General features: G+C 70.6%; 12 protein-coding genes. 10 read left to right on the top strand and 2 right to left on the bottom strand.

Going from position 1 to position 13,106, the window contains the following annotated elements:
* The first annotated feature begins 36 nt into the window (after nucleotides 1-36).
* The 3 genes from FJ091_07115 to FJ091_07105 all read left to right on the top strand — a co-directional run bounded on the left by FJ091_07115 (nucleotide 37) and on the right by FJ091_07105 (nucleotide 2,436).
* Entirely contained in the window at nucleotides 37-816 is a 780-nt protein-coding gene (locus tag FJ091_07115) for a hypothetical protein (protein MBM4383127.1), read from the top strand.
* Nucleotides 816-1,256, top strand: coding sequence for a substrate-binding domain-containing protein (locus FJ091_07110; protein ID MBM4383126.1), 441 nt, complete (start codon nucleotides 816-818; stop codon nucleotides 1,254-1,256). Before FJ091_07115 ends, FJ091_07110 begins: the two co-directional genes overlap by 1 nt.
* A 475-nt stretch (nucleotides 1,257-1,731) precedes the next feature.
* Complete coding sequence (locus FJ091_07105; GenBank protein MBM4383125.1) at nucleotides 1,732-2,436, top strand: hypothetical protein; 705 nt, start codon at nucleotides 1,732-1,734, stop codon at nucleotides 2,434-2,436.
* Nucleotides 2,437-2,548: 112 nt separating this feature from the next.
* Here the strand turns inward: FJ091_07105 and FJ091_07100 are convergent, their stop codons facing one another.
* Nucleotides 2,549-3,832 carry a VCBS repeat-containing protein gene (locus FJ091_07100; protein MBM4383124.1) on the bottom strand — a complete coding sequence of 428 codons (1,284 nt, stop codon included), beginning with the start codon at nucleotides 3,830-3,832 and terminating at the stop codon, nucleotides 2,549-2,551.
* Between the two features lie 224 nt (nucleotides 3,833-4,056).
* Here FJ091_07100 and FJ091_07095 point away from each other — a divergent pair, with 224 nt between their 5' ends.
* Genes FJ091_07095 through xth form a run of 3 tightly spaced genes read left to right on the top strand, consistent with a single transcriptional unit; the run spans nucleotide 4,057 to nucleotide 8,072 of the window.
* Nucleotides 4,057-5,343, top strand: coding sequence for a histidine--tRNA ligase (locus FJ091_07095; GenBank protein MBM4383123.1), 1,287 nt, complete (start codon nucleotides 4,057-4,059; stop codon nucleotides 5,341-5,343).
* 4 nt (nucleotides 5,344-5,347) lie between these two features.
* Complete coding sequence (gene speA / locus FJ091_07090; protein ID MBM4383122.1) at nucleotides 5,348-7,252, top strand: biosynthetic arginine decarboxylase; 1,905 nt, start codon at nucleotides 5,348-5,350, stop codon at nucleotides 7,250-7,252.
* 22 nt (nucleotides 7,253-7,274) lie between these two features.
* Nucleotides 7,275-8,072: an exodeoxyribonuclease III gene (gene xth, locus FJ091_07085; GenBank protein MBM4383121.1), complete on the top strand. Its 798-nt coding sequence runs from the start codon at nucleotides 7,275-7,277 to the stop codon at nucleotides 8,070-8,072.
* Nucleotides 8,073-8,099: 27 nt separating this feature from the next.
* Here xth and FJ091_07080 read toward each other — a convergent pair whose 3' ends face one another.
* The gene (locus tag FJ091_07080; protein ID MBM4383120.1) at nucleotides 8,100-9,305 is read right to left on the bottom strand and encodes a hypothetical protein; all 1,206 of its coding nucleotides are present in this window, start codon (nucleotides 9,303-9,305) and stop codon (nucleotides 8,100-8,102) included.
* Nucleotides 9,306-9,346: 41 nt separating this feature from the next.
* Between FJ091_07080 and FJ091_07075 the strand changes: the two genes are divergently transcribed.
* From FJ091_07075 to FJ091_07060, 4 genes are read left to right on the top strand one after another with little or no spacing between them, the layout of a single operon-like run.
* Complete coding sequence (locus FJ091_07075; protein ID MBM4383119.1) at nucleotides 9,347-9,793, top strand: hypothetical protein; 447 nt, start codon at nucleotides 9,347-9,349, stop codon at nucleotides 9,791-9,793.
* Nucleotides 9,794-9,826: 33 nt separating this feature from the next.
* Nucleotides 9,827-10,768, top strand: coding sequence for an LLM class flavin-dependent oxidoreductase (locus FJ091_07070; GenBank protein ID MBM4383118.1), 942 nt, complete (start codon nucleotides 9,827-9,829; stop codon nucleotides 10,766-10,768).
* Nucleotides 10,765-11,928 (top strand): LLM class flavin-dependent oxidoreductase, encoded by a 1,164-nt coding sequence (locus tag FJ091_07065; protein MBM4383117.1) that lies wholly within the window; start codon nucleotides 10,765-10,767, stop codon nucleotides 11,926-11,928. Before FJ091_07070 ends, FJ091_07065 begins: the two co-directional genes overlap by 4 nt.
* A gap of 10 nt (nucleotides 11,929-11,938) precedes the next feature.
* Entirely contained in the window at nucleotides 11,939-13,093 is a 1,155-nt protein-coding gene (locus FJ091_07060) for an acetyl-CoA acetyltransferase (protein MBM4383116.1), read from the top strand.
* Nucleotides 13,094-13,106: the final 13 nt, after the last annotated feature.

Below are 13,106 nucleotides of genomic sequence, written 5' to 3'. Positions count from 1 at the left end.
CCGACGGACCGGCTGCGCTTCTTCGCCGAGCTCGAAGTGGGCGACTTGGCCAGCTGGGAGACGAGTGGCGGCGCCGTCGCTTCCGACCCGCGCGCGAATTTCGAGCGGCTCTGGGTGGAGTACGGACTCAGCGACGCGCTGAACGTGCGCTTCGGAAAGTTCCAGACGCCCGTGGGTCGCTGGAATCTTGCGCCGGCCGAGCCCTTCGTGTGGACGCCGACGCAGCCCGCGAGCGTCGAGCTCGGGCTCGACGAGCACTCGACGGGCGTCGCGATCTTCGGATCGTTCCATCCCGAAGACCGCGTCGTCAGCTATCAGGTCTTCGGCCAAGTCATCGACACCTTCGACGTCGAGAGCGACGAGAGCCCCGCCGAGCGCAGCGTCGGGGTGCGGCTCGAATACGGCGAGGCGCGCGGCGCCTGGTCGTTCGGCGGCGCCGTGCTCGCGAACGAGAAGAACGGCGCCTGGACGACGCAGGGCGCCCTCGACGCGAAGTGGCGCGCGACCGACCGCCTCGAGCTGACGAGCGAGCTGCACGTCTCGAGCGGCGACATCCCCGGCCGCGATTTCTGGGGCGTGTTCGTCGAGGCGGCGTATCCGCTCGATCGCGTCTCGCCGAAGCTCGCGCGCCTCTATCTCGTGGGACGCGCCGAGCACTACGACGCCGCCGACGGGCGCGCCGCGCAGATCTTCGACTTCGGCGTGAACTGGCTGCCGCGCGAGTGGCTGAACCTAAAGGCGGGGTATCGCGCCGTCACGCATGAGAACGCCGAGCTCGCGAGCGGGCTGCACGCGTCGTTCTCGGTGCTGTTCTGATGCGGCGCACGGCGTTCGCCCTCGCGTTCGCGCTCGCGCTCGCGCCGCGCGCAGCCGAGGCAGAGGAGATCGCGGTGATCGTGCATCGCGAGCGCGCGGTGAGCCTCGATGCGGACGAGCTCGCGCAGATCTACTTGAAGCAGCGCCGCTACTGGAAGGACGGCGCGCGCATCGTGCCGCTCAATCACGCCGCGAGCAGCCCGCTGCGCGAGGCCTTCACGCGCGCGGTGCTCGCGCTCACGCCGGCGCAGCTGAGCCGCTACTGGAGCCGCCAGTACTTCGAAGGCGTACAGCCGCCGGCCACGCTGGCGTCGGACGAGGCGGTGCTGCGCTTCGTTGCCAGCGAGAAGCGCGCGATCGGTTACGTGCACGCGAGCGCCGTGAACGCGAGCGTGCGCGTGGTGCTGAGGCTGCAAAGCGAGGCTCCTGCGCAGCGCTGAAGCGCGCGCCTTCGGGTGAAGCGCAGCAAGCGACGTACCGCACGTGGTGCCACGAGGTGGCGTTCCGCGCTCGCGCGCCTGCCGAGTCCGGCAGAGCCGCGCCGAAATCGGCAGAGCGTCTCGGCAACGCCGCCCGCGCAGCGCGCGATGGCCGCGTTCGGAGCGCGGCACCGCGCTTGCACCCCGCCGCGAGCGAACTTCAACGGGAGTCACTCATGTTGCGAGAGCGTTCGGGTCGGGCAGCACGTCGACTGAGTCTTGGAGTTGCCGTGATCGCGGCGGTCGCACTGGCCTTCGGCGCCGCACCGGCGGAAGCGGGCAAGAAGAAAAAGAGAGCGGCGCCGCCGCCGAGCGCGCGGAGTGCCTCGCGGACGCGCACGAGGCGCGCTCCGAGAAGGCGGAGGAGTGCAGCGCACAGCGCGGCGCGCGGCGTGCGCTGTGCGAGAAGATCGGTGAGGCGCCCTACGAGCCCGACATGGATCCCGCGCTGTTCCAGGATCCGCGAAGTCCCTCGCGGACGAATCCTTGGTTCCCGCTCGACGTCGGGAACCGCTGGGTGTTCGACGATGGCGACTCGCGCGTCGAGATCGAGGTGCTGGACGAAACGAAGCGCATCGCGGGGATCGACTGCGTCGTCGTGAACGACAGGGCGTTCGAAGAGGGCGTGCTGGTCGAGGACACGGACGACTGGTTCGGGCTGCGCACGGACGGCAGCGTCGAGTACTGCGGCGAGCTCGCGCGGGACTACGAGGTGTTCGAGGGCGACGACCCGGAACTGCCGCAGCTCGTCGAGATCGAGGGCTCGTTCAAGGCAGGAGTCGACGGCGCGAAGTCGGGCACGCTGATGATGGGAGCGCCCCGTGTCGGCGCGACGTATCGCCAAGAGTGGGCCGCGGGCTCGGCAGAAGACGTCGGCACGGTGCTCAGCACGACCTACCGCTACGGGCAGAACGCGATGCTCGACCAAGCCGTACCGCAGGCACTCGCGGAGCTGTTCTGCGCGAGTGGCGACTGCGTCGTGGTTGCGGACACGACGACACTCGAGCCAGCGGCCTACGAGCACAAGTTCTTCGCGCGCGGAGTCGGGCTCTTCCTCGAGACGAAGCCGCGCTCGGGGCGCTTCGTGCCGCTCGTCGCGTGCAGCCACGACGCGCGCTGCGCGCAGCTGCCGCTGCCGTAGCGGACACGCGCGCGGAAAGAAGCTCCGCTTGTGCGCGGTGCGCGGACGTCCCCTCCGCGCGCCGTGAGCCCGCCGCCTGCGTGGACGTGTCTCCGCGCAGGCGGCGCAGCCTCTACTTCACCAGCTCCACCGGCGCGGGCATCAGGTTCCACGTGAGCACCGCGTTCGGCGACGCGCTCGTGTAGATCGTCTCGCGCTGCGCCTTGCCGTTCGCCCACACGTAGCGGTTCAGCTGCTTCGCCTTGTCGTTCGCGACGTACAGCTCGTCCACGCCGTCGCCGTCGAGGTCGGTGAGCAGCGCGGCGTGCTCGAAGCCCTTCGAGTCCGCGTCGATGTGCTCCGTCGTCCAGGGCGCCTTTGCGTCCGCGCCGGGGCGCGCGAGCCAGAGGCCGGTGTCCTTCGCCGCGACGACCATCTCCTGCTTGCCGTCGCCATCGAGATCACCCGCGGTGAGGAAGCGGCACATCGGGTCGGCGAGAGTCACCACGACCGCGCCCGCGGTGGGATCGGTGCCGGCGTCGTAGCGCTTCACCTCGAGGTTCCCGCCCTCGGCGGCCTCGACCGAGACGTAGAGCTCGTCGCGGCCATCGCCGTCGACGTCGGCGACGAGAATCTCCTTCGCGTGGCGCATGCCGAGGTCGGCCACGACCGCTCGCCCCTCGCCCTTGCCCGGCACGAAGCGCACCACCTCACCGGGCTGCGGCGAGCCGTCGAGCTTGTTGGGCGCGCTCGGCGTGGCGTAGATCTCGCGCACGCCGTCGCCGTCGAGATCGCCGAGCTCGATCTCGTGCACGAAGGTGTCGGGCTTGCGGTCGAGCTCGGTCGCGGCCCAGCCGCCGCCTTCCTGCGCGCGCAGCACGGCGACGACGCCCTGGTCGTGCGTCGCGATCGCGAGCGCCTGCTTGCCATCGCCGAACAGGTCCGCGGCCTCGCCGTCGCGCATGCGGTCGAAGGTGCCGCCGAACTTCGCCTCCCAGAGCGTCTCGGCGGGCGCGAGCCCCGCGTCGCCCTTCTGCCAGCGCTTCACCGCGGCCTTCATCGCGCCGAGCGTGACCAGCGACGGCCCGTGGCCCGGCAGGTCCACGACCATCGCCTTGTGGAACACGTTGCTGTCGGGGTCGCTGACCGAGGCCGCGTTCCAGGCGCCGCCGCTGCGCGTCACGACCACGAGCTCGGATTGCGGGATGGGCTTGCCGTCGTCGCCGTTGCGGAACGTGCTGAGCGCGAGGAGCAGGCCGCGCGGGAGATCGGCGGGCGTCGCGGGCGCGGCTGCGGGGGCGGCGCTCGCTGCGGATTCCGCCGCGCCGGAAGCATCGGCGGGCGCAGCATCGTCACCGCCGCACGCGGCGAGAGCGAACGCAGCGGCAACGGGCACGAGCGAGAGGCGGAGTTGCATCGCGAGGGCTCCTCGGAAGTGTCGCGCGCAGCATCGGCGCGGCGCGGGCGCGGGGTTTAGCAGCGGCGCGCGCGGGCGAGCGAGCATTCCGGCCGGGCCAAAATGACCGCCCCGTACATTTCGGCCCGGCCAGAATGATCGGGGGCCGAGGCGGCCCGGCCGAAATTGCCCCGCGCAGCGCGCGCGCTCTGGTCCGCAGCGCGCGTGGGTGATACATCGCGCGCGTGACCGACCTCGCCCCGCCGCGCGGCACGCGCGACTTCTACCCCGACGACATGCGCCTGCGCGCGTGGCTGTTCGAGCGCTTTCGCAGCACCGCGCTCGCGTTCGGCTTCGAGGAGGTGGACGCGCCCGTCGTCGAGCACGCCGAGCTCTACCTGCGCAAGGCCGGCGAGGAGATCGTCGAGCAGCTCTACCACTTCCAGCTCCACGACCGGCACCTCGCGCTGCGCCCCGAGCTGACGCCCTCGCTCGCGCGCATGGTGATGGCGCGCCAGGGCGCGCTGCGGCTCCCGCTGCGCTGGTTCGCAATCCCACAGTGCTGGCGCTACGAGCGCCTGCAGCGCGGGCGCCGCCGCGAGCACTACCAGTGGAACATGGACGTCTGGGGCGAGGCCGACGTCACCGCCGAGGCCGAGCTGATCGCCGCGATCTTCCACGCGCTCGACGCGATGGGGCTCGCGGCGGGCGACGTGCGCATGCGCGTGAACCACCGCGCGCTGCTGGAGGAGAGCCTGCGCGCGGGCGTGCTGGCGAAGCGGCCCGACGCGTTCGCGCCGCTGTGCGTGATCGTGGACAAGCTCACGAAGATCGGGCGCGACGCCGTGATCGACCAGCTCACGGAGGCGAGCGGCGCGGTGCAGCTCGCGCGCGCCGAAGGCGAGGCGGTCGTGGCGCTGCTCGAAGCGCGCGGCCTCGACGACGCCGCGCGGCTCGCCGGCGCGGCGTCCCCCGCGCTCGCACAGCTGCGGCGCCTGTTCGAGCTGCTCGCGGCGTATGGCGTCGCGGATCGCGTCGCCTTCGACGCCTCGGTCGTGCGCGGGCTCGCGTACTACACGGGCGTCGTGTTCGAGGCCTTCGACACAGCGGGCGAGCTGCGCGCCGTATGCGGCGGCGGCCGCTACGACCGCCTCGTCGAGACGCTCGGCGGCAAGCCCCTGCCGGCGGTCGGCTTCGGCTTCGGCGACGCCGTGATCGCCGAGCTGCTCGCCGAGCGCGGCAAGCTGCCCACCCTGACCCGCGCGCTCGACGCGGTCGTGTTCCCGCTCGGCGACGACGAGCGGCCCGCGGCCGTGCGGCTCGCCCGCGCGCTGCGCGCCCAGGGGAAAACCGTCGAGCTCGTGCTCAGCAACCTGAAGCCGAAGCGGGTGTTCGCCGATGCGAACAAAGCCGGCGCGCGGCACGTTTATCTGATCGGGCCCGAAGAGCGCGCACGCGGTGTCGTGCGTGTGAAAGACTTGGCCACGGAAGAGCAGCGCGACGAAGCGCTGCAAGACGGGGGAATCACCTAACAAGATGCACGCCTGGACCATCCGCGACAGCCTCGAGCTCTACAACGTTCAGAACTGGGGACGCGGATTCTTCAGCGTCAACGACGCGGGCCAGCTCGAAGTGCGGCCGCGCGGCGAGACGGGCCCCGCGATCCCCCTTCCCGCGCTCGTCGAAGACCTGCGCCAGCGCGGTCTGCGCTCGCCGATGCTGCTGCGCTTCCCCGACATCCTGAACGCGCGCGTTAAGCGCATCGCCGACGCGTTCAGCTCGGCGAGTGCCGCCTACAGCTACAACGGCAAGTTCCGCGGCGTCTATCCGATCAAGGTGAACCAGCAGCGGCGCGTGGTGGAGGAGCTCGTCTCGTTCGGCGCCGAGTACGGCATCGGCCTCGAGGCGGGCAGCAAGCCCGAGCTGCTGATCGCGCTCGCGCTGCTCGACACTCCGAACGCGCTGATCATCTGCAACGGCTACAAGGACCGCGCCTACATCGAGACAGCCTTGTTGGCCCAGCGGCTCGGCCGCACGCCGGTGATCGTGATCGACCGCTTCCACGAGATCGAGCTCGTGGTGAAGGTGGCGAGCGAGCTCGGCATCAAGCCGCACATCGGCATCCGCGCGAAGCTGCAGTCCAAGGGCGCGGGCAAGTGGATCGACTCGACGGGCGACAAGTCGAAGTTCGGCCTCACCGCGAGCGAGATCGTCGATGCCGTGGAGCAGCTGCGCGCGAGCGACATGCTCGACTGCCTCGAGCTGCTGCACTTCCACATCGGCTCGCAGATCACCGCGATCCGCGCGCACAAGGACGCGCTGCGCGAAGCGACGCGCATCTTCGTGGGCCTGCACGAGCTCGGCGCGAAGCCGCGCATCCTCGACGTCGGCGGCGGCCTGGGCGTCGACTACGACGGCTCGCAGACCAACTTCCACAGCTCGAAGAACTACACCGTGCAGGAGTACGCGAACGACGTGCTCGCCTCGGTGCAAGAGGCCTGCGACGGCGCGGGCATCCCGCACCCCGACATCGTCACCGAGGCCGGGCGCTGGATGGTCGCGCACCACGCGCTGCTCGTGTTCGACGTGCTCGGGGCGAGCGAGGTGCGCATCGGCCGCAAGCCCGAGCCGATGAAGGACGACGACCCGAAGGTGCTGAAGGACCTGCACGAGGTCTGGTCGGGCGTGAACAAGAAGAACGTGCTCGAGTCGTTCCACGACGCGATGCAGATCAAGGAAGACGCCGCGACCCTGTTCAACGTGGGCCAGCTCGATCTGCGCGCGCGCGCGCGCGTCGAGCGCCTGTTCTGGGATTGCTGCGAGAAGATCCAGAAGATCGCGGCGGATCTGAAGGAAGTGCCGGAGGAGCTCGAGGAGCTCGAGAAGGGCCTGGCCGACACTTATTACGGTAACCTGTCCGTTTTCCAGAGCGCGCCCGACCACTGGGCGGTGAAGCAGCTCTTCCCGGTGATGCCGATCCAGCGCCTGCACGAGAAGCCGACGCGCCGCGCGATCATCGCGGACCTCACCTGCGACAGCGACGGCAAGATCGACCAGTTCATCGACCAGCACGACGTGAAGAACGTGCTCGAGCTGCACCCGCTCGACGGCCGCCGCTACTACATCGCGGTGTTCATGGTCGGCGCCTATCAGGAAATCCTCGGCGACCTCCACAACCTGTTCGGCGACACCGATGCCGTGCACGTCGTCGTCGACGACGAGAGCGGCGGCTACATGGTCGACCACGTCGTCGAGGGCGAGGACGTGAAGGACGTGCTCACCTACGTCGAGTACGACCAGGCCTCGCTCAACGAGAAGGTGCGAAAGCTCGCCGAAGACGCGCGCCGCCGCGGCGCGATCTCGCTCGAAGAAGCGACGCGCCTGCGCGCGCGATACAAGCAGGGGCTGTGGGAGTACACGTATCTGATTCAGGACGCGTGACTTCGCGAGCTCGAACCGAGCGATGACCCTCCACCGCATCCTCAGCTGGAACGTGAACGGCCTGCGCGCGTGCGACGCGAAAGGCTTTCGGCGCTGGCTCGATCGCAGCGACGCCGAGATCGTGGGCGTGCAGGAAGTGCGCGCGCAGCACGCCGACCTGCCGCAGCGGCTCGCGGCGCCGCGCGGCTGGCACACACACTTCGTCGCGGCCGAGCGCGCCGGCTACAGCGGAGTCGGCCTCTACGCGCGGCGCGCGCCGGAGGCGGTGCATACCTCACTCGAGCAGCGCGCCTTCGACGCCGAGGGCCGCGTGCAGCTCGCGCGCTTCGGGCGGCTCGTCGTCGCGAACGTCTACTTCCCCAACGGCAACGGGAAAGAGCGCGACAACTCGCGCGTGCCGTTCAAGCTGCGCTTCTACAAGCGCGTGTTCGAGCGGCTCGAGAAGCTGCGCGCGGACGGCGCGCACGTGCTCGCGATGGGCGACTTCAACACCACGCACACCGATCTCGATCTCGCGCGCCCGAAGGAGAACCGCAAGACGAGCGGCTGCCTTCCGAACGAGCGCCGCGAGCTCGCGCGCTGGCTCGCGGCCGGCTGGGTCGACACGTTCCGCGCGTTCGAGCCGGACGGCGGGCACTACTCGTGGTGGAGCCAGCGCTTCGGCGTGCGCGCAAAGAACATCGGCTGGCGCATCGACTACGTGCTCGCGTCGTCCGAAGCGATGCCGTTCGTGCGCGCCGCGTTCATCCAAGCGAGCGTGCGCGGCAGCGACCACGCGCCCGTCGGCGTGGACGTCGAGGGCGGGATCTTCGGCGCCTGAGTCAGACCTCGCGTTTCGGTCCGCCCCTCACTTCCGCGACGGGGCGTGTCTGCGCGCCGCCAGCTGCTCCGCGCGCTCCTCGGCGTCGACGACGGGCGTGTCCTGCGGCAGCACGCCGCGCAGCTCGGCGAGCTTCACGAGCCGCGCGCTCGGCGCGTACTCGGGGCCGAGGGGCGCCGGCACGCCCTGCCAGCGCATGAACAGGTAGCCGCGCGCGGTGCCTGCGGTGTCGAGCCAGTTCGGGACGCCCGGGTCGCGGCGCGAGATCACGAAGCGGAATCTGCCGTCGGCGTCGGCGCGGGCCTGCGCGTGGTTGAGGCTCACTTGATGGCGCGTCCAGTCGGGCGTGACGAACCAAGCGTCGCCGAGCTGGATTGCCTGATAAGTCGCGCTGCTGCGCGCGACCTCGATCACGAGCGCCTCGTCCTCGGCGAGATCGAAGCGGCCGTTCACGGAGTACTGCCCCGTGAGTCCATCGCGCGTCGCGCGCAGCTCCGTCACGCCGTTGACCGGCACGCTCGACTCCATGCGCTGCAGGAACGCGTCGAGCCACAGCGCCGCCGCGCCGTCGAGAAAGCGCGCAGCGCGCGCGAGCCGGCCCTGCGCTGGATCCTCCGCAGCGGGCGCCGGCTCGTCGAGGCGCTCGATGCGCAGCGTCGACGGCGACTCGGCCGCCCAATCGGCGAAGGTCATGCGCACGAGCATCGAGCTCGCGTCGGGCGCGAGTGCAAACCAGTGGCCCGCGCGCTGCTCGCCGCCGAGCCACAACTCGATCTCCTCGCCGGCCGCGACGCCGAGCTGCTGCACGTCGATCACGCCGCGACTCTGCCCGAGCGCCAGGACGCTCGGGTCGTCGAGCAGCTGAAGGATCAGCTGCGCGTGCGAGCCGCGCCTGCCCGTGATGCGATAGCTCCCTGCCGGATCGAGCAGCGTCGTTAGGTAGATGTTGTCGGGATTGAAGAGGCCGGGCCGCCCGCCGAGCGAGCCGCTGCCGTAGAAGACCGGCTCGAAGCGCAGCGCATCCTCGCCCGCGAGCGACCACGCCTGCTCGATCAGGCCCGCGAGATACGCGCTGGCCGCGCGCCTTCCTTCCGGCGACTGCGCCGGCGCGCTCGCCAGCAGCTTCGCCTCGGTGCGCGCGATCGCGTCGCGAAACGCCGCGCTCGGAAGCGCCTCCTCCGCGCCTGCGCTGGCCGAGATCGCAGCCGCCGCCAACACCGCTCGCATTCGCACGGGCGCCTCCTCGCAGTCCGAAGCGACTCTATGCTGCGCCCATGCCGCTCCGCATCGCGCTCCTCGCGCTCCTCGTCCTGCTCCACGCCGCGTGCACCGATGGCGCACCGCCGGCGCGCGCCGAGCTTCCGGGCGCGCCGACGAAGCCGCCGCTGCGTGGCTCGCTCGCGGACGCGCGGCGCGAAGTGCGCGCGCAGGTCGTGCGCGTTTCCGTGCGCGTCGCGGAGTCCTTCCCGCCGCAGGTCTTCGCCGACGTGACCTCCGCGCTTCCGAACGGCTGCGCGCAGTTCGCGCGCGCGGACGTGCGGCGCGAGGGCGCGACGATCTTCATCGACGTGTTCAACACCGAGCCCGCGCGCGACGACGTCGCCTGCACGATGATCTACGGCGAGAAGGAGACCGCGCTCGCGCTCGGCACGGACTTCGTCTCGGGCACGGCCTACACGGTGGACGCGAACGGCACGCGGGAAACGTTCGTCGCCCAATAGCAAGCGCGCGCGCGAGCGGCGTACCGTGCGCGCATGTCGCTCCCCCTCGCGTCCGAGCTCACGTACGGCTTCATCACCACCGCCGCGAACGTGGAGGAAGCGAAGCGGACCGCCGAGCGCGCGGAGTCGCAGGGCTGGGACTCGCTGTGGGTCGGCGATCACATCGCGTTCACGGTCCCGCTCTACGACCCGCTGATTCAGCTCGCGATGATCGGCGCGTTCTCGCAGAAGCTCCGGCTCGGCACTTCGGTCTACCTGCTGCCACTGCGCCACGCGGTTCCCGTCGCGAAGCAGGTCGCGACGCTCGACCGCATGATCGGAGGGCGCCTCGAATTCGGCGTCGGCGTGGGCGGCGAGTTCGCGAATGAATACAAAGCCTGCGGCGTGCCGCTGAACGAGCGCGGCGCGCGCCTCACGGAAGGCATCGAGCTGTTACGGAAGCTGTGGACGGGCGCGCCGGTCACGCACGACGGGCGCTTCTATCCCGTCGCGAACGTGCAGATGCTGCCGCCGCCCGCGCAGCGCGAGCTGCCGATTCACGCCGGCGGACGCAGTGACGGTGCGCTCGCGCGCATCGGCCGCCTCTGCGACGGCTGGATCTCGTACGTCGTGACGGCGGAGCAGTACCGCGCGGGGCTCGAGAAGATCGAAGCCGCCGCGCTCGCCGCGAAGCGCGAGCTGAAGCGCTTCCACACCGGCCACCTGCTCTTCACGCTCACCAAGAATTCGTACGAGGAAGCGCTCGACGGCGCCACCGAGCATCTGTCGCGCCGGTACGCGATGGACTTTCGCCGCGCGGCGCAGCGCTACGCGGCGCTCGGCAAGCCCGCCGATGTCGCAGCGCGCATCGCGGAGCTGCAGCGCGCGGGCGTGCGCAGCGTGATCGTGGACGTAGTCGGGCGCGCCGAGGAACGCGAGGAGCAGCTCGAGCGCTTCGCAAAGGAAGTGCGGCCCTTGCTAGGGAGAAATGCGTGAAGGCCTCGCTGTTCTACCTGCCCTCAGTCGGCAGCCGCGCCGAAATGGAAGCGGGCTGCTCGGGCCTGCGCCGCGACCTCTACGCGAAGATGCTGCGCGAGCTCTCGGAGCAAGCGCGGCTCGGCGATTGGCTCGGCTACGAGGGCATCTACTTCACCGAGCATCACTTCCACGTCGAAGGCGTGGAGATGTCGCAGAACCCCGTGCTGCTCGATCTCTTCATCGCGATGCAGACGCAGCGCATTCGCGTGGGGCAGCTCGGCATCGTGCTGCCCGCCGACAACCCGATCCGCGTCGCCGAAGACATCGCGATGCTCGACCACATGTCGGGCGGCCGCGCCTGCGCGGGCTTCGCGCGCGGCTACCAGCGGCGCTGGGTGGACGTGCTCGCGCAGCAGACCCACGGCATCCACGGCGCGCAGCCGCATCAGCACGATGCGATCGACGCCGCGAACCGCGAGGCGTTCGAGGAGAGCTTCGCGCTGATCAAGCGCGCGTGGACCGAGGACCTGATCAGTCATCAGGGCAAAACCTGGCGCGTGCCGCCGGGCGAAACGCCCTGGACGCTCGAGGCCACGCAGCGCTTCGGCGCCGGTGTTCGGGACGGCATCGTGCGCGAGGTCGGCGTCGTGCCGAAGCCGCTGCAGCGCCCGCATCCGCCGATCTTCCAGCCCTTCGCGTCTTCGGAGCGCAGCATCCGCTGGTGCGCGGAGCAAGGCATTACGGCGGTGTTGCCTCAGCTGCACCCCGTGCGAGAGCGCGCGCTGTTCGAGCTGTATGCGAGCGTGTCGGGCCGCGCGCCCGGCGACGGCATCGGCGTGCTGCGCGACGTCGTGATCGCCGACACGGACGAAGAGGCGCACGCGCTGTGGCGCGACTCCGGTGCGTTCGTGGGCGCCGCCTGGTTCGCGCCGTTCGGCTTCGACCAGGGCATGTCGCACCCGCAGAGCGGCGCCATGCCAGACATCATGGAAGACAGCCTCGTGCTCGTGGGCACGCCCGACACCGTGTCGCGCCAGCTCGAGCGCCTGCTGAAGCGCCTGCCCGCGAAGTGGCTGTTCGCGTGGACCTACAACGGCCTCATCCCGCACGAGAAGCTGAAGCGCTCGATCGAGCGCTTCGCGACCGAGGTGATGCCGCGCTTCGGCGGTCTCACTTGAGGAGACGCGCGTGAAGAAGCGGGCCGTCGTCGCGGGCGTGGGCGAGTCGACGTACTACGAGCGCGGTCGCGCGAGCGAGAGCGAGTTCCAGCTCGCGTGCATCGCGATCCGGAACGCGGTCGCGGACGCGGGGCTCGCGCTCGCGGACGTGGACGGCTTCGTCTCGTACATGGATCAGCGCAACGACCCGATGCGCCTCGCGCTGGCGCTCGGCTGCAAGCAGCTCACCTACACCGCGCAGCCGTGGGGCGGCGGCGGCAACGGCATGGCGAGCGCGGTGATGCTCGCGGACGCCGCGGTCTCGGGCGGCTTCGCGAAGCACGTCGTCGTGTTCCGCGCGCTCGCGCAGGGGCAGTTCGGCCGCTTCGGGCAAGCCGGCGGCGCGGGCTACGCACGCGGCAACTTCGCCTTCACCGCGACCTACGGCCTGCTCTCGCCCGCGCAGATCTGCGCGCTGCAGACGAGCGCGTTCATGGCGCGTCATGGCATCTCGCAGGAGGCGCTCTGCGACATCGCGCTGGCCTCGTACCACCACGCGCAGTCGAACCCGCGCGCGCTGCGCTACGGCAAGCCCCTAACAAGAGAGAAGTATCACGCCTCGCGCTGGATCGCGGAGCCGTTCCACCTCTACGACTGCTGCCCCGAGAACGACGGCGCCGCCGCGATCGTGGTGACGACGCCCGAGCGCGCGCGCGACTTGCGCAAGAAGCCCGTGCCGATCCTCGCCGCGTCGCAGGGCCTCGGCTTCCGCGACGGCGCGGGCGCGTTCAACGAGCACGTCTTCCCCACCGCGCACAAGCACGTCGTCGGCCGCGCGATCTGGGAGCAGTCGGGCGTCACGCCCGCCGATCTCGACGTGGTGCAGTTCTACGAGAACTTCACCGGGCCGGTGCTGATCGCGATGTGCGAGATGGGCCTCGCGCCTCCCGAGGGCATCGAGGAGTTCGTGTCGGGGGGACGCCTGCTCGCGCCGCACGGTGCGCTGCCGCTCAACACCAGCGGCGGCAACCTCGGCGAGGCCTACATCCACGGCTTCGAGTGCGTGGTCGAGGCCGTGCGCCAAGTCCGCGGCGAGAGCACCGCGCAAGTCCCGGATGTCGAGCTGTCACTCGCCGTCGCCGGCCCCGGCTTCGCGCCGGGCAGCGCCGTGCTGTTCAGCAATTAGGGCGAGGGGAGAC

This window comes from Deltaproteobacteria bacterium, from assembly GCA_016875395.1.
GTDB lineage: Bacteria > Myxococcota_A > UBA9160 > UBA9160 > UBA6930 > VGRF01.
Note: the sequence above shows the minus strand (reverse complement) of the source record. Positions and strands in the feature narration are given on the sequence as shown.